Annotated in this window: 18 protein-coding genes; 6 read left to right on the top strand and 12 right to left on the bottom strand. The window is 42.5% G+C overall.

Annotated elements, in window-relative coordinates; translation table 11 throughout:
• Positions 1 to 537 precede the first annotated feature (537 nt).
• Entirely contained in the window at positions 538 to 2778 is a 2241-nt protein-coding gene (locus ACOCD9_RS04335) for a glycoside hydrolase (protein WP_419546505.1), read from the top strand.
• A 148-nt stretch (positions 2779 to 2926) separates the two neighbouring features.
• On the top strand, positions 2927 to 4969 hold the full coding sequence (locus ACOCD9_RS04330) for a B12-binding domain-containing radical SAM protein (protein ID WP_194015420.1): 2043 nt from the start codon (positions 2927 to 2929) through the stop codon (positions 4967 to 4969).
• A 190-nt stretch (positions 4970 to 5159) separates the two neighbouring features.
• Here the strand turns inward: ACOCD9_RS04330 and ACOCD9_RS04325 are convergent, their stop codons facing one another.
• The 5 genes from ACOCD9_RS04325 to ACOCD9_RS04305 all read right to left on the bottom strand — a co-directional run bounded on the left by ACOCD9_RS04325 (position 5160) and on the right by ACOCD9_RS04305 (position 9299).
• Positions 5160 to 6350: a HEAT repeat domain-containing protein gene (locus ACOCD9_RS04325; protein WP_419546504.1), complete on the bottom strand. Its 1191-nt coding sequence runs from the start codon at positions 6348 to 6350 to the stop codon at positions 5160 to 5162.
• A 111-nt stretch (positions 6351 to 6461) separates the two neighbouring features.
• Positions 6462 to 7238, bottom strand: a complete 777-nt coding sequence (locus tag ACOCD9_RS04320) for an energy-coupling factor ABC transporter ATP-binding protein (protein WP_194033150.1) — start codon at positions 7236 to 7238, stop codon at positions 6462 to 6464.
• A gap of 119 nt (positions 7239 to 7357) precedes the next feature.
• Positions 7358 to 8131, bottom strand: coding sequence for a cobalt ECF transporter T component CbiQ (cbiQ, locus tag ACOCD9_RS04315; protein ID WP_419546503.1), 774 nt, complete (start codon positions 8129 to 8131; stop codon positions 7358 to 7360).
• 87 nt (positions 8132 to 8218) lie between these two features.
• The gene (locus ACOCD9_RS04310) at positions 8219 to 8542 is read right to left on the bottom strand and encodes a PDGLE domain-containing protein (RefSeq protein ID WP_287702717.1); all 324 of its coding nucleotides are present in this window, start codon (positions 8540 to 8542) and stop codon (positions 8219 to 8221) included.
• Positions 8543 to 8570: 28 nt separating this feature from the next.
• Complete coding sequence (locus ACOCD9_RS04305; RefSeq protein ID WP_149973476.1) at positions 8571 to 9299, bottom strand: energy-coupling factor ABC transporter permease; 729 nt, start codon at positions 9297 to 9299, stop codon at positions 8571 to 8573.
• Positions 9300 to 9727: 428 nt separating this feature from the next.
• Between ACOCD9_RS04305 and ACOCD9_RS04300 the strand changes: the two genes are divergently transcribed.
• Positions 9728 to 10264, top strand: coding sequence for a deoxycytidylate deaminase (locus ACOCD9_RS04300; protein WP_002743086.1), 537 nt, complete (start codon positions 9728 to 9730; stop codon positions 10262 to 10264).
• Positions 10265 to 10285: 21 nt separating this feature from the next.
• Complete coding sequence (locus ACOCD9_RS04295) at positions 10286 to 10615, top strand: BrnT family toxin (protein ID WP_002743085.1); 330 nt, start codon at positions 10286 to 10288, stop codon at positions 10613 to 10615.
• Positions 10616 to 10811: 196 nt separating this feature from the next.
• Here the strand turns inward: ACOCD9_RS04295 and gyrB are convergent, their stop codons facing one another.
• Entirely contained in the window at positions 10812 to 12734 is a 1923-nt protein-coding gene (gyrB, locus tag ACOCD9_RS04290) for a DNA topoisomerase (ATP-hydrolyzing) subunit B (RefSeq protein WP_008197359.1), read from the bottom strand.
• A gap of 482 nt (positions 12735 to 13216) precedes the next feature.
• On the opposite strand from gyrB, the gene ACOCD9_RS04285 reads away from it, so the two are divergent.
• Positions 13217 to 14905 carry an iron uptake porin gene (locus ACOCD9_RS04285; RefSeq protein WP_287702721.1) on the top strand — a complete coding sequence of 563 codons (1689 nt, stop codon included), beginning with the start codon at positions 13217 to 13219 and terminating at the stop codon, positions 14903 to 14905.
• Here the strand turns inward: ACOCD9_RS04285 and ACOCD9_RS04280 are convergent.
• The 6 genes from ACOCD9_RS04280 to ACOCD9_RS04255 form a co-directional block, all read right to left on the bottom strand.
• Positions 14902 to 15612, bottom strand: coding sequence for a response regulator transcription factor (locus tag ACOCD9_RS04280; protein WP_106909972.1), 711 nt, complete (start codon positions 15610 to 15612; stop codon positions 14902 to 14904). The genes ACOCD9_RS04285 and ACOCD9_RS04280 overlap by 4 nt on opposite strands.
• Positions 15613 to 15765: 153 nt before the next feature.
• Entirely contained in the window at positions 15766 to 17112 is a 1347-nt protein-coding gene (locus tag ACOCD9_RS04275) for an ABC transporter substrate-binding protein (protein WP_287702725.1), read from the bottom strand.
• Positions 17113 to 17123: 11 nt separating this feature from the next.
• Entirely contained in the window at positions 17124 to 17843 is a 720-nt protein-coding gene (locus tag ACOCD9_RS04270) for a PspA/IM30 family protein (protein ID WP_419546502.1), read from the bottom strand.
• Between the two features lie 107 nt (positions 17844 to 17950).
• Positions 17951 to 20536: an ABC transporter substrate-binding protein gene (locus ACOCD9_RS04265; RefSeq protein ID WP_419546501.1), complete on the bottom strand. Its 2586-nt coding sequence runs from the start codon at positions 20534 to 20536 to the stop codon at positions 17951 to 17953.
• Positions 20537 to 20568: 32 nt separating this feature from the next.
• Positions 20569 to 21933: a DUF1822 family protein gene (locus tag ACOCD9_RS04260; protein ID WP_419546499.1), complete on the bottom strand. Its 1365-nt coding sequence runs from the start codon at positions 21931 to 21933 to the stop codon at positions 20569 to 20571.
• A gap of 22 nt (positions 21934 to 21955) precedes the next feature.
• Complete coding sequence (locus ACOCD9_RS04255) at positions 21956 to 23098, bottom strand: sigma factor-like helix-turn-helix DNA-binding protein (RefSeq protein WP_419546497.1); 1143 nt, start codon at positions 23096 to 23098, stop codon at positions 21956 to 21958.
• A gap of 245 nt (positions 23099 to 23343) precedes the next feature.
• Here ACOCD9_RS04255 and ACOCD9_RS04250 point away from each other — a divergent pair, with 245 nt between their 5' ends.
• The gene (locus ACOCD9_RS04250) at positions 23344 to 24438 is read left to right on the top strand and encodes a fatty acid desaturase family protein (protein WP_419546495.1); all 1095 of its coding nucleotides are present in this window, start codon (positions 23344 to 23346) and stop codon (positions 24436 to 24438) included.
• Positions 24439 to 24621 lie beyond the last annotated feature (183 nt).

Genomic DNA, 24621 nt, shown 5'->3' with positions numbered 1-24621 from the left:
TAGGGCTTGCTGAATAAATCTAAAAACCTTGTTGGATAAGGCTTTTAGACTTTTTTTCCCTCAAAAAGTGCCGACCATTGGAGGGATCGGGGGTAAAATTCAGGTACTTTTTCCCTGAAAATTAGGTAACTGACTACCTCAAAATCGGTAAAACCCTACACCCCACACCCCACACCCTGCCCCCACCAACAAACTTTTTCAGCAGACCCTATGTTAGAAGTTACTCAAAAAGATATTCGCAATTGGTTTACTCACTGTTGCTACTGTACCTCATGAGTCAGAGAATTGCTATATACCATAAAAAAATTATGCAAGAGGTCTAATATTAGGGATTCTACTGCTGAACTCCCAATACTTACCACTAGAGGAGCCGATCCTTTAACAAATACAAAGAGACGATACCCTCTCAAAACCCGTTGATAGGATTATGGTAGTGACCGAAATCAACTTTTAAGAATCTAGAATGGGTTTTATTGTCCATTATCATCCAAATAACGGACAAAAAGCCTGTTATATGCACTTTTTCTCGGTATTATCATGGCCTATCCTCTCTACGTCGCTTTTATTTGGCATCAACACCAACCCCTCTACAAATCCTGTCAAACTAGCACCGATGCTTCGGGACAATATCGCTTACCCTGGGTGCGACTGCATGGGGTGAAAGATTATCTCGATTTAATCCTGATTCTAGAACGTTTTCCCAAATTACATCAAACTGTCAACCTTGTCCCCTCTTTAATCCTGCAATTAGAGGATTACGTCAACGGACTAGCTATAGACCCCTATCTTGCTCTTACCGTCACCCCGGAAGCGCAATTAACCCTGGCACAAAAACACTTTATCCTCGAACACTTTTTCGATGCTAACCATCGTACCCTGATCGATCCGCACCCCCGTTACGCGCAATTATACGCACAGCGTCAAGAAAACGGTCATAGTTGGTGTATTAGCCATTGGCATCTGCAAGATTATAGCGATCTCTTGGCGTGGCATAACCTCGCTTGGATCGATCCTATCTTTCACAGTGACCCAGAAATCGCTACTTGGTTAGAACAGGGAAAAAACTTCACTTTAAGCGATCGCCAGCGAATTATCTCCAAACAGCGTCAAATTCTGCGTCGTATCTTGCCGCAACACCGGTTAATGCAGGAAACCGGACAACTAGAAATCATTACCAGTCCCTACACCCATCCAATTTTACCCCTGCTGGCCAACTCGGAAGCCGGCCGGGTAGCAGTGCCGAATATGACCCTTCCTCGGCAATATTTCCACTATCCTGAAGATATTTCCCGCCATCTCCAGAAAGCTTGGCAAATCTATATCGATCGCTTTGATAAACATCCTCGAGGACTTTGGCCCTCGGAACAATCCGTTAGTCCCGCGATTCTCCCCGCAGTCGCTAAACAGGGTTTTCAGTGGTTATGTTCCGATGAGGGGGTGTTAGGTTGGTCTCTGGGACATTACTTTCATCGCGACGAAAAAGGCAATATTAGCGAACCGGAATTGCTTTATCGTCCCTACAGTCTGGAAACTAGCAACGGCAATTTATCGATGGTTTTCCGCGATCATCGTCTCTCGGATCTGATCGGATTTAGCTATAGTGGCATGAAAGCAACCGAGGCCGCTACAGACTTAGTTAAACACCTAGAAGCGATCGCCGAACAACTGAAAACCAACGCAGAAACCACGACGCTAGAAAAACCCTGGTTAGTTACCATTGCGCTAGATGGCGAAAACTGCTGGGAAAACTATCATCAAGACGGTTTACCCTTCCTAGAGAACCTTTATCAACTTTTAAGCGACCACCAAGCGATCGAATTAGTCACCGTCTCCGAATATCTCGATCGCTTTCCCGCTAATGCCAAAATCCCTGTCAATCAACTTCATAGCGGCTCTTGGATCGATGCCAATTTTACCACTTGGATCGGCGATCCCGCTAAAAATAAAGCGTGGGAATATCTAATTTTAGCCCGTCAAACCCTCGCTAATCACCCCGAAGCGACGGAAGATAATAACCCCGACGCGTGGGAAGCATTGTATGCAGCGGAAGGTTCCGATTGGTTTTGGTGGTTTGGTTATGGCCATTCTTCCAATCATGATGCAATTTTTGATCAACTTTTCCGCGAACACCTGATCGCTCTGTATCAAGCTTTAAATGAGCCAATTCCCTCCTATTTGCTCGAACCGGTGGAAGAACACGGAGATAAACAAAGTAATCGTCCACTGGCTTTCATTCACCCCATTATCGACGGTTTTGGTGACGAACAGGATTGGGATAAAGCCGGACGGATCGAAATTGGCGGCGCCAGTGGTACAATGCACCGGACTTCCTTAGTACAAAGGCTCTTTTTCGGTTGGGATCACCTCAATTTTTATCTGCGTTTCGATTGGAAACCGGGGGCAGAATTAGGCAAAGATATCCCAGCTGAAGTGCATTTATATTGGTATTATGATGAAGTGCATCGTCTGCAAAGTCCAATTCCCCTAACAGATATTCCCCCTCGATCGCCCCTCGATTACGGTTATCATCATCATCTAGGAGTTAATTTAATCACGGAATTTACTTGGTTAGAAGTCGCTCAAGAATATTTTACTTGGCAGCGAGTTCCTAGTAATGCCAAAGCTTCTTTTAATCAATGTTTGGAAATTGCTGTCCCCTGGGAAGGATTACACATTGAACCCGATGCTCGTCTCCATTTAATCGCAGTTTTAGCTAATCAAGGTCAATACTATGATTTCCTCCCCGTTGAAGAATTAATCTTCCTGCAAAGACCTTAAATCAGTGATCGGTGATCAGTGATCAGTAATCAGTAATCAGTGAAAAGACAGATCGATGATCCATCTAAAGAATCCAGTATTAGAGCGGTCTTACTGGGGCTACTCGTGATAGATTTCTATAGGAAAAATAAATTGAAATTGTCTAAGTATGACTAACTGTGCGCTACCTGCATATACAGGCATTCGACCCCGAAAACCTGTTGATATTCTCTTTATTAACCTGAGCAATCTGCCTGGTCGGCCAGTTTATCCTTACGCTTTTGTTCAAGTATCTGCACTTGCTCGACGGGTGGGGCTATCTGTTGTTCGGTGGGATGGGTTGGAGTTGAGCCTACAACACAAGCTTGATTGTATTGCCCAACTGATCAGGAACCACCAACCCCGTGCCGTTGCCTTTACGATTCGACAAGCAGATTCCGTTGCGGCTGATAATTACATCAGCATTGATGCCAAAACTCCTGCCAAAAATCCTTGGTTTCCAGTAGAAGAAACTCGTGCGGCGATTTTACACGTGCGTCAACTAACCGATGCCAAGATTTTTGTTGGGGGCTTTAATTTCACTGTTAACTCTGTATCGGCCGCCGAGTATTTACAACCTGATTTTGGTATTCTTGGTGAACCTGACGAGTTTTTCCGGCACTTTGACGAAGTTCTCCAGGGTAGAACTGAGGGAATATCCAACTTAGTCTATCGTGCTAATGGTAAGTGGCAGCAGAATCAACGGGTATTCTGGGGGCCTTTAGACGATATAGAATACTCCGAAGACATTATTGACGAAATATTCCGCTTTCATGGCGAACGCACCCTGCGAAACGCCCATCTTGAAAGTGTTCCAGGTCTCGGTTCCTATAAAGACACAGGAATTTCCATTGCCATTGAAATAGCTCGCGGTTGTCCTTGCGCTTGTGTCTTTTGTTGTGAACCAAAGGTAAAGGGAACTACTGTCCAGTTACGAAATCTCGATGTTATCGAGGCTGAAATTCACAACTTACTGCGCTATGGTCTCAGGTATTACTGGTTTATTTGCTCTGAACTGAATTTTGCCAAGGATCATGTTCTAGAGTTGGCTGAAAGAGTGATTCGCATTAACGAAACATTAGCCAATCCAATATTCTGGCGTTCTTACTTTCTACCTGTGAAATTCAATAAAGATGAATTTCGACTGCTTTTGAGATCGGGGCTGTTGATTGAACAGAGCGCACCCTTTTCAACCTTGAGCGATGAAAACCTAAAACAGATGCGGGAACCCTATCGGGTTAGGCACGCTCTAGAGCATATCAAAAATCTGATGGAACTCAATGAAGAACCAGAGTTCGCCGAAAGACGACAACCCCGTTGGGTACTTTGGTCATGGCTAGGAAATCCATACGCAACACTGGACTCTATTCGCACCACCTTAGAAACTTTTACCAAAAATCAGCTTGATCTAAAGTTTGATGAGGCCGATAGTTATCCCGCTTTAAGGGTTTATGAATGCCTTGATAATCTTCCCCAAGAGGCCAGACAACAAGTGATTACGATTACTCAAAATGAGGAGACTCCTAAAACGCTATTTCACCCATCCTATTACTACAATTCCAAACTCTTACATCATTTTGGGGGGATTGCCGAAGTCCACAATTTCATGCAATATGCGCGGGAAACTTTTCTCTCTAGATACTACAGGCTAACACGCAACTGGCGTTTATTTGTCCAAAGCATAGATTTCTCACAGCTAGAGGAATTGATGTCTTGCCTCAAGGGTATTAGCTTAGAAGGAGTTCCACTGCCTCCCTGGGTAGAACACCCAGATCTAGGAACGCTCAACCCAATTTACTGGCAGGAACAGGCATACGCCTTGTTACGTCAGGAAAGCTCCAAGTTAAAACAGTTAATCAAGGAAACTGAATTAGACCAAGATGATGGCAATGCCATCCTTGCCTTTATCTTGCACACAGTTTTCTCAGTCAATCGCCAAGAAATGATACCTGTTTTTGAGAAGCTGAAATTGCCTGTTGACCCCGAAGGATATCCACCCCCATCATCCTACCTTACGGTTTCTAAATTAATTAAATTCTATACTAGCGAAACTTCAGTGTTTGAGGTGGTGCAGCAGGAATTCTCTCTTAAACAAGTGACACTATTACACTATTATTTCTATGCTATTGATGTTCGGCTCGATCCCAAATACGCCTTTCTAGCACAGACTTGAATAGGCTAACCTGAAACTTAGGGCGGTGCCGAAGACACCCCGTAGCAGTAGGCCGATCATCTGGTCGGGTGCTTTATTTCTTCTGGGGTTAATTTTCAGTGACTTCTATCAGATTGCAACATCTGCTCGAAAACTTGACAGACGGGGGGGTGAAAGTGCTGACAAGGCTTTCCCTGATATTCAGCCAACCCTATATAGTCCCATGATCTAGCTTTTTCAGGGCGCTGAGAGCATGGAGACGGACAATCGCCTCCCCATCGGCTGCTAAAGTCAGCAAAATACTTTTATTATCCCGATCTAATTCTCCTAAAGCGATCGCTAGAGACTGTTTAACTCCCGTATCAGCGAGGATCGTCGGACGGGAGTGATAAAAATTACCGAGAATTTCCCCTGCTTGTCGGCGTAATTTCTGGCAGGTTTGCCGGCCGAGAATAGCGATAATTTCCCGACAAATCAAGACATTTTCGCTATATAAAGCTTTTTCTAGGTAATTTAAAGCTTCTCCGTCCTCGATCCAGCCCAAGGCTCGTACTACAGTTAATTTTAAACTATCGGGAGTTAAGGAAGATTGCAGCAGTGGATTTAAAGCTTTGGCTGAGGTTGCTGTGCCGATGCGACCGAGAGCGATCGCCGTTTCTTGACAGATCTCGAGGTGGATATCGAATAAGAGCGGTTGTAGATGGTTAACTAAATCTGCTTGGGGATAATTCGTCCCCAGGTAACTACTAGCTTTAATTGCTTCCCGTCGCACCTCGATGGCCGGATCCTGTAAAGCATCAAGGATAATCGCAGTAATCTGGGGATGGTGAAAACTGCTTAAAGCTTCGATTGCCATGGACCGAATGGCACTAGATTGATCCTTAACTACAGTTAAAAGCGGTTCGATAATTTCTGGCCGGCGAATTTGTAATAAAGCTTGTACGGCTAAAAAACGCCTGTTCGAGTCGGACAGTAATTGTCCTAAACTAGAGATCGCAGAACTGCCGATATTAGCTAAAGCAGCCGCAGCCATTTGGCTGAGTTCCTCCTCCTCCGATCTTTGCAATAATTGACTGAGAGCGAGAATACAGGCTTGATCGTCAAATTGACTGAGAATTCTCGCCAGAAACCAGCGCATTTCCCCATCTTGTTCCTCGGATTCTAACAGGGCAATTAAAGGAGCGATCGCTGGTTTGCCGATTTGGGGAAATAGTTTAGCTATCTCCCATCGCTGTTGAAAATCGCATTTTTGTAAAGCTTCTAGGGCTAAATCGAGGATTTCATCGTTAATAATCGGTTCAATCGCATCTTTTTGGTTTAAAAGTCGCTGTATGCTGGCGTTTACTGTCTCCCAGTCCTTTTTATTCAACGCTATCTGAGCTTTTTCTAGCAGAGCTTGCATCGTGAGAAATGGCCTCGATTTTCGTGCTACCTATCTCAAGAATGTCAGACTTTCTCGCTTTTGTCCTCTCTCATAATGCAAGAAACCGATAATAAATCTCCAAATTGTGCATCAGACATCAGTAGAGGGGGCATCAGCGATCGCACAGTAGGGACGACTATAACAAAGGGGTGTTTCCAAGTCGTGTTGTTCCAAAAATTCCCGATTACTTAAAATCCTAGCGGTTTCTCCCTCTCCCACCACCTGACCACGACTTAAAACCACCGTGCGATCGCATAGTTCTAAAGCCAGATCGAGATCGTGGGTGGCGATCACTTGAGTTTGGGGTAAAGTGGCCAACAGTTGTATTAATTGCCGACGGGACCGGGGATCCAGTTGGGCGCTAGGTTCATCAAAAACTAATACCTGCGGCAACATGGCTAAAACCCCCGCAATAGCCACGCGTTTTTTTTCACCCCCCGATAGATTCTGACTGTTTCTCTTACCGTAATGCTGGGAATCCAATCCCACCGCGTGTAAAGCATGATGACAGCGATGGTTTAAATCCTCTCCCCGAATTCCCTGATTCATCGGGCCAAAAGTCACATCTTCCCAGACAGTGGGCATAAATAGCTGATCGTCGGGGTTTTGGAAGACTAAACCGACAAAATTGCGGATATTTTCTAAATTCTCCGGTTTAACTTCGTAGGGACCGACGGTGATTCTACCGGTTTGCGGCGGGAGAATACCGTTAAAATGCAGTAATAAGGTGGATTTTCCCGATCCATTGGCCCCGACCAAAGCCACCTTTTCCGTAGCTTCAATGGCTAAATTAATACCTTTTAACGCTTCTGTGCCGTCAGGATAGGTATAAACTAGGTTTTCAATAAAAATCGGGTTGTGGTGCATGAAAAACGAGACTTTTACCGAAAAATTGGGTTTAAGGTTCCCCGTCCTTTAGCGTAGCGGAGGACGGCTTTTTTTGCAACAGGTTGTCAATCTAGCTTCAAGTTTAGGCAACGGGAGTGTCAACTGAGTAGATTTACCATTTGACCCCAGAGGATCAGAATTACTGTGCAAATCATAGCGAGATAATCGTTCAGCTTGCTTTGGGGAACCTGTAGAGAAGGCAAGGAACCAGTGTAACCCCTCGATAACATGGCTTGATAAATGCGATCGCCACGTTCGTAGGTACGGATAAATAAAGCGCCGATCATGTGTCCCACTAGCAGCCGTTGCCATCGGGGACTACTCATTAAATTACGCGCAATTGCTGCCCTTCGCATGGAATTAAATTCAGCGATCAAAACAGCTAGATAACGGTACATAGAAGCCAAAATTGCCACCAATAAAGGGGGAGTTTTCAGGGTAACTAAGGCTTGCAACAGGTCGGGAATCGCTGTGGTTAAAACCAGAATATTGACCGTACAAAGACAGAGAAAAGCTTTTAGGGCTACACTGCCTAAAACCAGCAATCCCGCGCTAGTTATCCGCAAAAATCCCCAAGACCAAAGAATTTCCCCGCCATCGCGAAAAAGAGTTCCCAATAAAACCACACTGATAAAGACAAATTCGATCGCTACTCTTCGTAAAAGTACAAGAATAGTCACCCGACTGATCAGAATTAAAATAATTAATCCTAATCCGTAAATCCCCCAAGTTTCCCAGCTACCATTAGGAGTTAAGGCTGTGGCAAAAACTAACAAAAGAGTCACTAAAACCCGGGTATGGGGCGCGAGTTTCTGCCAAAAACCGCAATTTTGGCACTCATTTTCGCGAGAAAAAGTAGCAATATGTAGCATTTATTCAGTTATCAGTTATCAGTGATTTAGGTATTTAGGGATTTAGGGAAATTTCAGCCAAATGCCCCACTCCCGACTCCTGATTCCTTACTCCTGATTTTGGGATTTTGGAATCACTAATTTACCTATACCCCAAGCGATGCCGAAAGTGGCAAGAGTTCCCAGAAAACCGGCGAGGGGAGTGGCGACACCTTCGGGAACACCTTTGAGGGCATAACCATCAAAAATTCGGGCGGAGGGTAATTGATTACCGAGGGCGTTAGGGTCTTCTTTCTTGCTAAATTGCAAGTCTTCCGCCACTCGATCGAGTCCGTCGGGATCGGGACTGGCAAAGGGAGAAAGAAAAACGGCGATAATTAGGGATAATACCAAGCCAATCAGAAAAAATTGGCTATTTCTGCGAATATTCATCGACTTAATTGCTTTATTGACGAGAAGCTTAGGAAGGGGAAACAGAAGTATTAACGGAATGGGGCGGATCGTAGAGGAGATCGGGACGAGTTCGCCAGATATAACCGACAGCGAAAACGGTAATCACCGCTTCCCCGATACCGATGAGGATATGCCAAGATAACATGGCAAAAAGGGCGACTAAAGGCGGTACAGTCCCCGATAAAGCCAATTGCAGGGCGCAAAACAACGCGGCTACCACCACACTTGTCCAAGCAGCGACGGCAACAGCGATCGCCATACTGCGCCAACTATGAAAACCAAGGGCTTTTCTAATCCCTAGATAGAGATAATAACCGCCAAAAGTCCCGATCAGACCCATATTGACGATATTTGCCCCTAAAACCGTTAAACCGCCATCTTGAAAAAATAAAGCTTGAACGATAAAAACCACCGCCATCACCAGAGAACCCGCCCAGGGACCGAGTAAAACCCCCGCCAGAGTCCCCCCTAACAAATGTCCGGAGGTTCCCCCCGGAATGGGAAAATTAATCATCTGGGCGGCAAAAATGAAGGCGGCACAAACTCCCATCAAAGGTACAGCCCGTTCAGCGTAGTGACCGCGCACTTTTTTGAGAGAAAAGCTAATCAGGACGACGGCAATTATCCAAGTAAATAGACTCACCGATGGACTCAAAAAGCCGTCGGGTATATGGAGGGCGAGATAAGGGGTCAGGAGAGGGTGAAACAAACCAACCCCTAGAAAATTAACAGACATTACAACTCAGTCTCCTTGGCAATTTGGGTTAAAGATTTCAAGAGAATTGTTTGGCTGGGACGGAAAAGTCCTCTCTTCTAGTAGATAACTAACCGCTTCATTCTACAATGCTCTCTCTGGGGATTTAACCCCTTTGGCTTCTTAAGAATTTCTGTTATTTTTCTGGTTGTCAGGGTTTAGCTATCGTCCAAAATCTCAATTATTCTCAAGCAGTCAAATTATTTAAAATATTATTAACTTTCGAGTTTTTTGTCGTTTTTATGCTAGGCATTAATCAGTGAGCAGTGAGCAGTTAGAAGAGGCTGGTGACTACATTGACTACGCGATCGGTAGTCAGGGCAGTGCTTTAATTGGTTTAGAGGTCATCTAATGATAAGCTATCAGAGATAACCCCCTCTTTTTCGCTTTTTCTAGCTTGGTATTAAACCGTGATCAACTCTGAAGAAAAAAGACCGACTTGGGACGAATATTTTTTGATGATCGCTAAATTAGCCGCCACCAGATCCACCTGTTTAGCTTTTCCCGTCGGTGCGGTAATTGTCAAAGATCGGCAGGTTTTAGCCACTGGTTACAATGGTTCTCCATCAGGAACAGTTCATTGTACTGCCCAAGGTTTTTGTTATCCCGGTTTGGGAACCTGTCGGGAATCTGGAGAAATTCCCTCTCGGGCAATTCATGCCGAAGCTAATGCGATCGCTCAAGCGGCTAAACACGGTATTTCTACCCAAGGTGCTAGTATCTACGTTACTTTAGAACCCTGTATTTCCTGTTTAAAACTAATTATTTCTTCGGGAATTAAAGAAGTTTTTTACGAAGCGGACTTTAATAGTGGGACAAAAGCTATTTTAAGGGATTCTTTTCTAGAAACGGGGATTATTAAGTATAAAAAGATTTATTTATCAGAAGAAATGGCTAGTCATGCGGCCTTATTTTTATTAAATCCCATTTCGATCGATCCCAGGTAGTTATCCTCAACGGCGACATCAATGACGACCCCGCAACTTTTCGAGTGGGATGAAAATAAGCGTCAGGCTAATATAGAAAAACACGGCATAGATTTCGCCGACCTGGAAGCGATTTTTAGGGGTCCAATAATTGAGCGCGTGGATACCCGTCAGAATTACGGCGAAATTCGAGTGATTCTAGTGGGTACAATCGATAATATCGTTTTGGTGGTGGTTTATACATGGCGTGGCTCGGTTCGTCGAATAATTAGTGCTAGGAGGGCTAACAACCGTGAACGAAGAACATATTACCAGAGTCACCCGCGAACAGTGGGCGAAGTTGAAAGGCAAAACGAACTGGGAGAAAGTTAAAGAGATGAGCGAGGCGGAAATTGCCAAAAATGCCCTAGAAGACCCCGATAATCCCCCGCTGCCGGCTGATTTTTTCGATGAAGTTCTGGAATGCGCCCCGGGTTCCTTGAATCCCTAACCCTCCGATTAGTAACTGGATTTAGGGATTTTATCGGGGGCTGTATTAGCCTAGACTAACACAGCCCAAAGTTACCGTTTAAATGTCCAAATCCGTAAGATTTAAACGTGATCCGTGGGTTTCGATAAATTCTCGCCGGGGGGCAACTCGATCGCCCATAAGAATGGTAAATAATTCCTCAGCTTTGGCTGCGTCTTCGATTTCCACCCGTTTTAAAGTGCGAGTTTCGGGATTCATGGTGGTATCCCAAAGTTGTTGAGGCATCATTTCTCCTAACCCTTTAAAACGTTGGATCGTGTAGTTAGCATTGGAGGGAAATTCCGCTATCTTTTGCTGTAATTCTCGATCGCTATAGCAGTAGGAATGATTTTTACCGCGTTCCAATTTATAGAGAGGAGGACAGGCGATATATACATAACCTTGGTCAATTAAATTCTTCTGATAACGATAGAAGAAAGTTAACAACAAAGTTCGGATGTGCGCGCCATCCACATCAGCGTCAGTCATTAATACAATGCGATGATAGCGCAATTGTGAGGGATCGAAATCTTCTCCTTTAATTCCTAAACCGAGGGCGGTAATTAAGGATTGAATTTCCGTATTTTTGTAGATTTTGGCATCATCGGTTTTTTCGATATTGAGGATTTTTCCCCGCAGAGGTAGAATCGCTTGAAAACGACGATCGCGCCCTTGTTTGGCACTTCCGCCAGCGCTGTCACCTTCGACGATGTAAATTTCTGACTTTTCTGGGTCTCTTTCGCTACAATCAGCCAATTTACCAGGTAAAGGTGAGGATTCCAGAACCGATTTCCGTCGTACTAAGTCCCGGGCCCGTCGGGCTGCTTCCGCCGCTTTGTACGCTTGTACTGCTTTTTCGATAATCGTGTCGGCCACTTGGGGATTTTGTTCTAGGTATTCGTTGAGAGTTTCCCCCACCAGGGAATCGACAATACCCCGGACTTCAGTGTTACCTAATTTGGTCTTGGTTTGGCCCTCGAATTCCGGTTCGGGGACTTTTACGGAAATAACGGCGGTTAAACCCTCACGGACGTTTTCCCCCGCTAGATTAGGCTCGTTTTCTTTAATTTTATTGCGTTTACGAGCGACATTATTTAAAGTACGAGTCAGAACTGCCTTTAATCCTTCTAGATGGGTTCCCCCGTCAATGGTGCGGATATTATTAGCAAAACCGAGAATATTGTCGCTATAGGCATCTATACACCACTGAAAAGCCACTTCGATATTAATTCCGTTCTTTTCCCCGGATACATAGATAATATCTTTGTGCAGGGTTTCTTTTTCCCGACACATATAGGCGACGTATTCTTTAATACCCCCCTCATAACAATAGGTTTCGATGTGGGGTTCTTCGGGACGGTAATCGCTAAAGGTGATTTTAACACCGGCATTTAAGTAGGCTAGTTCTCGTAAACGTCCGGAGAGGGTACTGTAATCAAATTCGATGCCTTGGCTAAAAATTTCGGTATCTGGCAGGAAATTAACCCTAGTTCCCGTTTTTTCCTCTTGACTGGGACTGCTGACCAATTCTGTGACGGGGATACCTCTTTCGTAGCGTTGGGTATGTACTTTATGATCGCGCCAGACGGTGACATCGACCCATGCAGAAAGGGCATTAACGACGGAAATCCCGACTCCGTGTAACCCTCCCGACACTTTATAACCACCACTGCCAAATTTACCGCCGGCATGAAGTATAGTGAGAACGGTTTCGAGGGCAGATTTACCCGTGGTGGGGTGGACATCGGTGGGAATACCCCGGCCATCGTCAGTGACGCTGACGGAACCATCGGCCTTGATATCCACTTCGATATGAGTACAGTAACCCGCTAGGGCCTCATCGATCGAGTTGTCCACCACTTCATAGACTAAATGATGTAGTCCCCGCGGCCCGGTCGTACCGATATACATCCCCGGCCGCTTCCTGACTGGTTCTAACCCTTCGAGAACTTGTATCTGTTCCGCGCCGTAGTTACTTGTCATAAAATTTCCCTGAAAAGGCTGTGATCCCTGATTAAACCTAAATGAATAGCAAAATCTTCAAAAATTCTAGCACATAAGGGTTAAAGACTGCTTAAATGCCTTTAGGGAGAATTTTTTATTAGGGTTGGGGTGTGGAGTGTGGGCTTCGGCCGTGAGCTCAGCCGAACGGGTGTGGGGTGTGGGCTTCGGCCGTGAGCTCAGCGTTCGACCGAGCTCACGCCGAGGTCCGAACGGGTGTGGGGTGTGGGGGGAGAATAAATAAAAGCCATCTCCTATCTCCTGAATACTGACTCCTGATAGCTGACGGCTGAGATTTTAACAACACCTTAAAAAAATTTCTGTCATATCATAAAATAAACTTAACCTAGCCAAGAAGCACGAAGGAATTGGAATAGAATGTGATTATAATTCAGGCTGAGTACATAGTCTGTTTGTATCCATATTCCATTCAATCCATCAAATAAGGTGTGAGGATTGACCCCATGTCAAAACTATTCAAGAACTTAGTAAAGGTAACTCCTTTAGTATTAGGTGCTTCTGTGGCTGCTGCTGGCGGTGCAGTGGCTCAAACCATGCCCAGTACGCCTCAACTTAAAATTGATCCAGCGGCGCAACAACAACTCGTTCAGCGCACCCAAAATAGTCAGCAGATTAATAGGAGTGTTGATCAGGTTTCCATGTCCCAGGTGACTAGCGTTAACCAACTGCGGGACGTATCTCCCACCGCTTGGGCCTATGAGGCATTAAGAAGCCTTGTGGAGCGTTATGGTTGTATTGTAGGTTATCCTGACCGGACTTTCAAGGGCGCTCAAGCTTTGACTCGTTGGGAGTTTGCCGTCGGTTTAAATGCTTGTCTCAATAGTATGGAAAAATTGCTGCAAGAGGGAATTAAAATTACCCAAGCGGATTTAGAAACAATCAAAAAACTTGCCCAAGATTTCCAGACAGAATTAGCCACTTTAGGCACAAGAATTGATAACTTAGAACAGAGAACAGCTTTGATCGAAGATCATAGTTTTTCAATCACGACAAAACTGCAAGGGGAAGTTATTTTTGCTCTCAGTAATGCTTGGTCGGATGATTTTGCTGTCGATAGTAATTTTCCCAATTTATCACCGAGTCAACAGGAGAGTTTAAGAAATCGTCCCATCGGTAATCAAACTACTTTTAGCGATCGAGTTAGACTAAATTTAAATACCAGTTTTACTGGCAAAGATTTACTGCGAATGCGTCTGCAAGCTAGTAGTATTCCGAATTTAGCTAGGGCAACAGGTAGCGATATGGCGCGTCTTTCTTTTGATGCGGGTTCTCTCTACGATAATAACAATATTGCTCTTGACGACTTATATTATATTAGCAATATTGATCGAGTTAAAGTCTGGATGGGAGCAAGAGGATTAGACCTTGATGATGTTTTTGATGTGGTTAATCCTTTCCTAGAAAGTAGTGCTACAGGTGCTTTATCTCGTTTTAATCGTCGTAATCCTTTGGTTTATCGCGGTCCAGAAGGGGCGGGTTTAGGAGTGAGATATAATTTTTCATCTCAGTTAGCGGTGACAGCTTTGTATTTAGCAGAACAAGATACTGTCAGTAATCCTAATTCTGGTAATGGTTTGTTTAATGGTAATTACAGTACAGGGCTACAATTTAATGTTAAACCTGTTCCTAACTTACATTTTGCTGTCACCTATCTTCACGCTTATTTTACTCAAGGTTCGGTGAATTTATCGGGAAGTACAGGCAGTCCTATTACCCGCGATCCGTTTAACAATTTAGGGGCTGCTACCCGTGATAGCGTCGGTTTACAAAGTCATTGGAATATTAATGATACTTTTAGCTTAGGTGGTTGGATAGGTTACGCTAAAGCTTACGCTCAAGGGATAGATTCTTCGGCGGATTTATGGACATGGCAAGGCAATTTTTCTATTAGAGATTTTGTTAAAGAAGGGGCAACTTTTACCATTGCTGGTGGACAGTTACCCAGGGTCAGTTATGTGGAGGGGTTTACAGCAGATCGAGATACTTCTCACATTTTAGAAGTGGAATATTCCTATCCCATTAGTCGCTATATTTTGCTAACTCCGGGGTTTTACGTTATTTTTGACCCTAATAATTTTAGTGAAAATGGTAATATCTGGGTGGGGGTAATTCGGACAACTTTTCGGTTTTAAACACTGTCATCCTCAAATTTATAACCGACACCGACCACAGTTTTGATAAAGATAGGATTAGCAGGATCGGGTTCTACTTTTTTGCGTAAGCGTCGGATATGGGTATCTACTACCCTTTCATCGCCAAAAAAATCATTTCCCCAGAGATTATCGATTAATTGGGTGCGACTCCAGACGCGATTGGGATAACTGACAAAGGTAGCGAGTAGATTAAATTCTAAGGTGGTTAAATCGAGGGTTTCCTCTGGCATTCCCTCCAATTTACGAACAGCAGAATGTTGATCTAAGTCGATAATAAAATGACGGCTGCGATGGAGTTGTTGGGGTTGACTATCGTGTCTTAAACTACGTCTTAATAATGCCCTTACCCGCGCGGTTAATTCCCGGGGACTAAAGGGTTTGACCATATAATCGTCGGCTCCCGTAGATAGACCGATAATGCGATCAATTTCTTCTCCCCTAGCGGTTAACATTAAGATATAGGGGTCTTTTGTCCCCGGTTTTTGGCGGATTCTAGCACACAATTCTAGTCCGTCTAATTCCGGTAACATTAAATCTAAAATCACTAATTCTGGTTGCTTTTGATAAAATAGTTCTAGTCCTACCCTACCATTATAAGCCAGATGACAAGTAAAGGACTCCCGCTCTAAAGTTTGCTGAATCAAATGGGCGATTTCAATTTCATCTTCGATAATAACGATATCCATACAAAGGAAAAAGGTTACAAATATCTAGGCATATTTTAACATATTAGCCATTCATTTCTTTCTCAGGGTTGAACATTGAAATAATTGTAATTTTTGCTCATTTTTTGGGGGGAGAGTTGGCAGCTCTCCCGACTTTGGTGGACTGGGGACTTTTCAAGGTAAAGGGACAAACTGCTCACCGGAGGGAGTTGATTGCACTTGAATTAAGACCGGTTGACCAATGCGATCGCCAGTATTGGGATCAAAGCTAATTTTTCCGGTGGCCCCTGTTTGATGAAAATTGCCGGAGCGCAGCAGGGATTGTAGGCCTTGACGATGGGTATTTTCCCTTAAACCGGCAATAATCACCCGTGTAGCGTCAAAACTGGTGGCTGTGCGCCAACTAACTGGACCGCGCCACTGTTCCTGCATAAGATTGGCAAAAGTCTGGTTAACCGAGGGGTGCCAGGGTGCGGCAAGGGTTAAACCTTGGGCGTTTTTGCCGCCATCTTCGAGGGTGCGAATATTGTAGAGGGTGGGACTACTAAACAGAGGCAAACGCTGACGATTGGAGCGAATAACCTCAAAAACGGGATCGAGACGATCAACATGAGCGACGACAAATAGGCCGTTAGCACCCCCAGAAATCGCCTGATTAAGGGCTTGATCGGCCTTAAAATTGGGGACACTCAGATCGCAGACAATCGGCACAATTTGACCGCCTTTTTTCGCCACATTAGCCATCAACTCATCTTTAAAGGAAATATTATCAGGAGCTTGAGAATCGTAGCAAAAAGCAATTTTCTGGACTTTAGCAGTATTTACTATGTAATTTGCTAAGGTTTCCGTAATTTTGCCGTTAGAAGCCACGAGACGAAAGATATAATTTCCCGCACCGGAGAGATTATTAGCCAGGGAGGTGGGAGAAATCATCACCAAACCGCCTTTTTCGTAGATGGGAGCGGCGGCTAAACTGGCATCGGAGGCATTATGACCGATAACAGCGATAATATCGGGATTTTTGACTAATTCACCAGCTACCTCTTTCGATATCTGTGGCTGATTATCGTCATTAACCACGATAACCATCAGTTTTCTGCCGTTGATCCCTCCCTGTTGATTGATCTGGGTTTGTGCGCTGGCGACTCCTCGCAATATTTCCTGAGCGACGTTGGGATTTTTCGCCGGCACAACAACGGCGATTTTGAAGGGATTTGAGCCAGTTTGCAGGTTGCTGAGATAAATTACGCTTTCGGGATCGTTGGGATGTTGAGCGAGGGATTTTTGCAGGAGTTGCTCTGCTTCTTGGTGATCACCTTGAGCAATGGCAGCGATCGCTGATTCTTTGGTGGTGTTAGAATTAGTTTTGATCAGGAGATGATTGCCGTAACTGATGCGGGGATTATTATCGGCTTTTGGGGCAAATATTGCCAATATTTGGGGAAAAAGAAACCAACCGATCAACCCCAGTAAAATATAGAAAATTGGCGGTAAGCTCGCTTTTTTGCCAGTCTTTGTCATCGCTTTACTCCTTAACTTTGCTGATTGAATTCGGCTAAACGGCGGTTAATTTCGTCATCAAGGCTTAAGAAATCGATTTCTTGAGCTAATTTCTCGCTATAGTTCTCGCTTAATTCACTATAGGCGTTTTCTTTTCGATAACGGTCTTTAATCGCTTCATTGGCATCCTCAAAGCGATCGCGGGAGGTATTGAGGTTGAGACTACTATCAAATTCGTTTATTTTACCTAAAGCCTCATTCATGGAACTAATCGCTTTTAAGTTGCTCATTTCTAACTTATAATGCTCGATTTTTTCCTGCTCTTTACGAAGTTTTTCTTTAGCAGCAATGACCACTTTTTCGGCATTATCGACCCGATCTTTCATAGCGGGTAGAATTTTTTCTAGGGAGAGAACCTTAACCATAGCTAGTCTTGCTGCTTCTTGAAGACCTTTTTTTTGAGCGGTGACAGCCTGTTGCAAGTAGTTTGTGTGTTCCTGTTTTTTCGCCTCGTATTGTGCTTGGGCTGATTGCTGGGCTGCTACTACTTTCGCCACCGATTCTGTCAATTCCGCTAGGGATTTTTGCATCGATTCTAGGGATTCTTTGGCCGATTCTACGGCAATTTTGCCGCCGGATTCGATGGGAATACCCCACAACCAATTCCAGATCGCCAGGAGAGAATTTCCTGCCTTATCACCGATCAGCCAAAAAATCAAGGCCTTTGGGGTTAATTTTTTTAACAATTTCATGCCGTTTGTCTCCTAGAGGTGTTACCTGTTAATTAGGAGTGATGGCCAACTTTAATGCAGTGGGTAAGGTTAAGTTTTGTAAAAAGTCTTGACAAGGATAGGAAGGTTTAGACTGGACCGGCAGATTTAATGGGAGCGAGGGGGACAAATTGACCATTTTTGACCTGTAGAATCAAGTAGCGGTCATCATCAGGATTATTGTTCATGTTGCGGACACCATTCTCATCGAATCTAACAGTGCCAGTCATTCCTTCAATAGAAAAATCGTTTCTTAAAGCTTTATATAATGATTCTCGATCGAATTTTTGTCCTTGTTGCAAAGCGGTGAGGATAACTTTGGTCGCATCGTAGGCCATGGGAGTGCGCCAAACATTGATCTTATTTTGCCAAAAACTCTGGATATAATTATCTTTTTTGAGATCATACCAAGGCACGGTGATAACTAAATTTTCTACTCCTTGTTTACCTTCTGCAAGGGTGAGATAACTTTGAAAAGTGGGGGAACCTAAAAGCACTAAGTTTAACTGTTGTGCGGGACGTTGCTTAAAGATACTGACGGCTCTTTTCAGATCATTAACATAGGGAGCAACCATGAGAATATTTACTTGATACTGAGCAATTTTTTGATAAATTTCCTGTTCATCTAAATTCATTTCTTGTTCGATATTGCAGTCAAAATCTGCATCTTTAATGACTTTTTGAAACTGCTGACCGAGGAGAATATTTTTATATTTTTTAGCGAAGTTATAATTATCCCCAGAGCGATTATCATAACAAATTAAATTAGTGGGGTTTTGGATAATTAGCTTGTCAGTTTGTTCCCGGATGTATTCACTTAAGGTTGTGGCAAAAGTTTCCATCTCCGGAACCATTTTATATATATAGCCATTGCCAGAGATTTTCGTGGAAAAGCTGGTGGGAGATAGGGCAACAATTTTCCCTTGTACATAGATATCTTTGGCCGCTTCACTAGCAGCAGAAGCATTATGACCAACCACTGCTATAATTGACGGATCTTTAACAAATTTTTCGGCTCGATCTTTGGCATCTACGCCACTATTATTATCATTAGCGACCACTACCTGTAGAAAGTGAAAATCGGGGTTTTTGGCCTGTTCATCGTTTAACTCCTGTTGAAATAAAGCAATACCTCGTAAAATTTCTTGAGCAATTTCTGGATTATTACCAATAGGAACACTGGTGGCAATTTTTAAGGGATTTCTATCTTGATAGGCCGCACGAGCGTTATTATAATAGATGCGAATCTCTGGATTATTGGGCAAGCGATCAAGGGATTGTTTAAAAAGTTGAATTGCTTGTTTATAGTCTTGGTTTTTAAAAGCTTGTCTTCCCCGTTCAATAATGTTATCTTGTCGGTTTGTCTTTAATAATATTTCTTCACCTAAGCTAATTTCTGGGTATTTACTAGCATCATCGGAAAATACTCCTCCCCAATATAAAACTGATAAAGTTACCAGAATACTTAAAATAAATAACAGAGCTTGTTTCCAGCGACTAGATAGACGTAAAGGCGAACTTTGCTCATGATTTTTTCCCTTATTTTCAGGGGGTAAAGGTAAAATTAACGGTGGTTCTTCAGGATTTTCTATCAAACGAGGCAGCAAAGAAGAACTAGCAGCATCCACCTCAAATTCGTGTAATCTTAATTCTTGTCGAGCGATTGTTAAGGATTCTTGTAGGGATTTATGTTCAAGAAAATTGGGAAGAAAAACTTCTAGAAATCTCAAAGCAACCCGCACAGCGATGGGTTCTTTCATAACAATAATATGGGGTACTCCGATATTAGCCAACTGACGACCAATACCCAACCCATCGCAGGAATTACAGATCACAAGTTTTAAGCCTTTTTTAACAGCTATTCCTAGGGAATTTCTTAAGTTATGTGCAGGAGATAAAGCCGTATCATTATCAATGATAAAAACTCCATCGTAACCGTCGCTACTGGTTTGACTATGACCTAAATAAACTACAATATCCCATGGATTTTTGATCAACTCATTGTGAATATTTTTCGTTGAAAGAGGAACTTCTGAACTGGGACTTAATATTTGTATATAAACCTTATCTGGGTTTCCTAGTGCCGTTTGCAAACTGGATAAACACAGGGAATTATGCTCGTTTTCGATGTCAATATTACCCAAAATTACTAAAACCTTAATCGGAGAAGTCAGGTTAATTATCGGGGGATTTCTCTGGATAGTAAGAGCAATTTCCACATCGGGACACCATTCGTGTAAAAAATTCCAACACTCCCAGGGAATTTGTTGTAAATCAAAGTGGGTAGTTTGGATAAAAAATCTTACTTCTGACTGATTACCTATATGGAACAAGATACGATTTTGTATCGAACTCAGATAACTAGAGTTTAGCCATTCATTTAGGCTATCTTTTAAAGTTTGAGTAGCTTGTCTCAGGTTGTCTCTAGGATCACCTACCGCTGCATGGGTGATCATACTATGAGGAACGGTAATTCCTAAACTGGGTTGACTTTTTACCCAATGATAATAAGCTCGACGATAATTTTGCAAAGCGTCAGCAATGTCAAGGTTAGGGACTAATTTACCCTCGGCAAAAGGTGCTATCAAGAGATGATTGTCACGAATTTCTAGAGTGACGGAAAATCCCGTTTCAAAACTGCCATCACCAATTTTCAGAATCACAACTCTGCTCATATCTTTACCCTTGACATTTGCTGCTATCTCTATTAAATCCTAAACTGTTCGGTAATGCTACTGTCCCCTAAACTTAGGTTAACATTAAAGCGATCATCGGCATCAGCTAGAAAATAAAGTTGCAGATAGCTATCTAAGGGTTTCTCCCTTGCTCTTGCTTCTAAACTGGGGATTAATTGGCCTATTTCATCGCTAATTTGCAAAGATAAACCGGGGGGTAGCTTGGCAAAATTGTCCATGGCATAGGCACGAATTAAGACAGCAATTCTCTGGTCACTGGTCGATAAAACTCCCACCATTAAAGCAATTTTATAACCCATTAATTGACTACCCACATCGAGCATTTTACGGATAGCAGCATTGGGATAATGGGGATCGATATTCCAGAGATATTCGGCCGCTTGCCAGCGAATAGTTTCATCTTGGGTTTGATGTTGCAGTTTTGCTAAAGCTTCCTCTGGGGTTAAATGTTCCCAAAATTCCACCTCTTTTTGACTAGCATACAGTTGTCTAATTTCTCGCTGAATATCTGCTGGAGATTCTCGGCCGCTGATTTTTTCAGCAGCTAACAAAAACCCTGGATTAATTGGACGATAACTGTCGATGGTGTTGAGGATTTCCTGCCATTTTTCGCTAATAATTCCCTGCAACCATTGACTAAGTTTGGTGGGGATTACCTCTAAACGATGCTGATAAAGTTCTTCTCGCCATTGTTGATTATTCAACAAAGCTAACCACTGCTGAAAACTAATATCTAATCTCGGAGAATAGGGTGAAACTTGACCTAACTTTTTAATTAAATTTTCTGCTGTTGCTGGCGATAAGGTTGCTAAAGATTCCAGTTTTCCTTTTTCACTTTCTCCCTCTAAACAACTCTGCCAAAGAATATCTAAATCATCAATTATTTGCTCACTGTCCAAATAATATTGATGGTAAATTGGATCGTATTCTGCGAGATTTTTAACATCTTTTCTAGATATAAAACCCCAGATATTGAGAAATTTTTCTGCTAAATCTACCTGCACCCCTAGATAAAAATCCGCCGCTAAATCGGGAATATCAACCCATTCTTGCTCTATTGTCAATCCCTCAATGTCAATCGCTTGACTGGGAATAGTAGTCACTTTTTTATCTTCAATTTGCCAAGTAAAACCGTTAATAAACTCCCAAAGATACTGATGATTTTCAGGTATTATTTGAAGGGAACAATCAAAATTATCTTTTAGCCAATTGCTTAAGCATATTTGCACTAAGTAATTAATCAAAGCCTGATTTTTGGCGGTTTGATTAGAGTATTGACTGAGAATCGATCGAGCTTGCTTGATCTCTGTTTCCGAAAAAGTTAGCCAAAGGGATTTCGGGTTAATTTGTTGCAAAATATCGAGGTTGACTTTCATGGTATCTCCTAACAGATTAGATTTAAGTTAAGTAGGACTGACAAAAATATTCTAGATAAGCATCGATCTCTTGTTTTTGCCGAGATTTTAATTTAATCTCATTTAACAACTTAGGACAATCTTTGCCTTCCCTTGCACAGAGTAGCTGATAAATTTTTTTACATAATTGGGTTATTTCTCGACTAATAGTAGATGAGTGAACTCCCAATCGATTAGCGATCTGTGCTTGGGTCATCTTTTGATGATAGTAACAATATACAATCTGTTTAACTTCATCCTCAAGAGTGATTAATAACTTATTAATATTTTCCTGGATTTCTTGCTGTTGTAGTAAATCTTTACTTGGCTTCTTGCTGGGGAGATTTTCCCAAAAGTAATTGCTATTATCGTCATAATTATTAGGCTCAAATCTAGAGTAAGGAGGATCGATATGATTACGCATTATCTCCCCTATTTGATTGAGTTTTGCTTGCACTTCCTCCACGGTGAGAATAACTTGCGGTTGTAACTGCTGTAGGCGATCGATTACCTGTTGCCAATCCTCCCCTTGCCACTTATCCAATGATCTAAGAGAAGCTTTTTTTACCTCTCGAAAACAGTTAAATATTAGCAGATGATTCTCGGTAAAGATACCCGATGTTCGTAAAACTTTTTGAATTTTATTCGCACTAAAAAGACTGACTATACCGAGATTAGTCCTGCCAATGGTTTTATACTCTCCTCGCAGAAAATTATAGAGAGTATTTCTCAATTTTTTATCTGTCCATTTTTCTAAGATTAAGCGAAAAAATCCCGGTTTGGTCTTGTTATCCTGAAAATTACCGTAAAAATTGCTAGGATTGTTGGTGATTGCCGTGGAAAGCAAATTCAGCAAATAGTAGAATAGGGTTTCATAATCAGCATCGATCCGATGACCGACATTTTGATAGACCCTTTGAGTTACCATACAGGAGCGATATTGTAAGAAAACCATCCAATGGGACTTGACTAATTGGTTATTAGGATCATTCTGTAACCATTGCCACAGATAAAAATACACCGCTTCATCATTGGCCACGCTTCCAGCGATCGCATCGAGGGATTTTCTTAATTGTGGCACTTCGCACCAGAAAACTCGATCGCCTTCAATGGTCTTAATAGTAGTACAAAAGCACCTAATGCTCATCTCTATCACCGGCTACAGGTATCTGCTATCTGATTAGGTAAAAACCGAGGATTTTCTGCAAGAGTAGCAAATAAATTGAGCGATTCCCTTGCCAAGCGCACCTCTTTCTCTGACAATAGATGAGAGACTGATGAGAAACTATCAGTTATAGTGAGACAGCCTTAGCAAACCAGTAAAAGACTCATAAATTAACTCTGAGCTGCCACAAATAGCCGTCATATCAACTTCTAGGACAAAAATTAGGAATGCGAGTAACTTTTACCGAAAATCAGGGTTTTAGAAAGGAATTGAATAAACGGGTTGATGCTTATTTTACCGAAAACGGCATCCCCACCAGAGATAATTTTGCCATGTACCTGAAGACGATCACGATTTTAACCTGGGTAATTGCCGCTTGGCTATTTGTGCTTTTTGGTCCAGATATCTGGTGGCTAAAAATTATCGGTTGCATGGTTTTAGGGGGAGGATTAGCAGGGATTGGTTTTAGCATTGGTCATGATGCCAACCATGGCGGCTATTCTAGTAAAAAATGGGTTAATTCTCTCATGGGCATGACCTATGATTATATCATCGGTACTTCCAGTTATCTCTGGCGTTTTCGTCATAATTATCTCCATCATACCTACACCAATGTTTTAGGGTACGATGTGGAAATTCACGGCGATGGTGTGGTGCGAATGACTCCCCATGCCGAGCATAAATGGTATCATCGTTATCAACATTTATTTATCCCGATTCTCTACGCTATAATTCCTATCTATTGGTCATTCTCCGATGTGCGCTCTATTCTCTTTGGTCATCGTTTTGGCGAGATTAAAATTCCCAATCCTAAACCGATAGATCTATTCGTTTTATTGAGCGGAAAAGTTGTTTATCTCTTCTGGTTTATTGGCATTCCTCTTCTAGTTGGTTATAGTCCCCTAGAAATAGTGATCGGTTTTCTCATTGCTTTTATGACCTATGGAGTTCTTGCCTGTCATGTATTTATGTTAGCTCACGTTTTGGAACCCGCCGAATTTATTCAACCTTCGGAAACCAACCAAATCGAAGACGAATGGGCAATCTTTCAAGTGCGAACTACCGTGGATTTTGCTCCTAAAAATGCCTTTTTAAATTGGTATTTAGGGGGATTAAATTATCAAGTCGTTCACCATCTGTTCCCGCAGATTTGTCATATTCACTACCCCAAAATTGCCCCAATTTTAGCGGAAGTTTGCCAAGAATTTGGCGTTAATTATGCCGTTTATCCCACCCTGCGAGGTGCTTTAACTTATAATTATCGTTGGCTCAGACAATTAGGCAATAAACAAAGTAATTTCGATCTCAAATTAGCCAGCTAAAGATCAGTTATCAGTTATCAGTTATCAGTTATCAGTTATCAGTTATCAGTTTTAAGTTTTAAGTTTTAAGTTTTAAGTTTTAAGTTTTAAGTTTTAAGTTTTAAGTTTTAAGTTTTAAGTTTTAAGTTTTAAGTTTTAAGTTTTAAGTTTTAAGTTTTAAGTTTTAAGTTTTAAGTTTTAAGT

Source organism: Microcystis sp. (assembly GCF_048564745.1).
GTDB lineage: Bacteria > Cyanobacteriota > Cyanobacteriia > Cyanobacteriales > Microcystaceae > Microcystis > Microcystis ichthyoblabe_A.
The sequence above is the reverse complement of the archived record's forward strand: the minus strand, read 5'-3'. Positions and strand labels throughout refer to the sequence as shown.

Coding starts and splice junctions, on each gene's coding strand:
- ACOCD9_RS04335 (WP_419546505.1), top strand. CDS start 538: ATGGCCTATCCTCTCTACGTCGCTTTTATTTGGCATCAACACCAACCC.
- ACOCD9_RS04330 (WP_194015420.1), top strand. CDS start 2,927: ATGACTAACTGTGCGCTACCTGCATATACAGGCATTCGACCCCGAAAA.
- ACOCD9_RS04325 (WP_419546504.1), bottom strand. CDS start 6,350: ATGCAAGCTCTGCTAGAAAAAGCTCAGATAGCGTTGAATAAAAAGGAC.
- ACOCD9_RS04320 (WP_194033150.1), bottom strand. CDS start 7,238: ATGCACCACAACCCGATTTTTATTGAAAACCTAGTTTATACCTATCCT.
- cbiQ (WP_419546503.1), bottom strand. CDS start 8,131: ATGCTACATATTGCTACTTTTTCTCGCGAAAATGAGTGCCAAAATTGC.
- ACOCD9_RS04310 (WP_287702717.1), bottom strand. CDS start 8,542: ATGAATATTCGCAGAAATAGCCAATTTTTTCTGATTGGCTTGGTATTA.
- ACOCD9_RS04305 (WP_149973476.1), bottom strand. CDS start 9,299: ATGTCTGTTAATTTTCTAGGGGTTGGTTTGTTTCACCCTCTCCTGACC.
- ACOCD9_RS04295 (WP_002743085.1), top strand. CDS start 10,286: ATGACGACCCCGCAACTTTTCGAGTGGGATGAAAATAAGCGTCAGGCT.
- gyrB (WP_008197359.1), bottom strand. CDS start 12,734: ATGACAAGTAACTACGGCGCGGAACAGATACAAGTTCTCGAAGGGTTA.
- ACOCD9_RS04285 (WP_287702721.1), top strand. CDS start 13,217: ATGTCAAAACTATTCAAGAACTTAGTAAAGGTAACTCCTTTAGTATTA.
- ACOCD9_RS04280 (WP_106909972.1), bottom strand. CDS start 15,612: ATGGATATCGTTATTATCGAAGATGAAATTGAAATCGCCCATTTGATT.
- ACOCD9_RS04275 (WP_287702725.1), bottom strand. CDS start 17,112: ATGACAAAGACTGGCAAAAAAGCGAGCTTACCGCCAATTTTCTATATT.
- ACOCD9_RS04270 (WP_419546502.1), bottom strand. CDS start 17,843: ATGAAATTGTTAAAAAAATTAACCCCAAAGGCCTTGATTTTTTGGCTG.
- ACOCD9_RS04265 (WP_419546501.1), bottom strand. CDS start 20,536: ATGAGCAGAGTTGTGATTCTGAAAATTGGTGATGGCAGTTTTGAAACG.
- ACOCD9_RS04260 (WP_419546499.1), bottom strand. CDS start 21,933: ATGAAAGTCAACCTCGATATTTTGCAACAAATTAACCCGAAATCCCTT.
- ACOCD9_RS04255 (WP_419546497.1), bottom strand. CDS start 23,098: ATGAGCATTAGGTGCTTTTGTACTACTATTAAGACCATTGAAGGCGAT.
- ACOCD9_RS04250 (WP_419546495.1), top strand. CDS start 23,344: ATGCGAGTAACTTTTACCGAAAATCAGGGTTTTAGAAAGGAATTGAAT.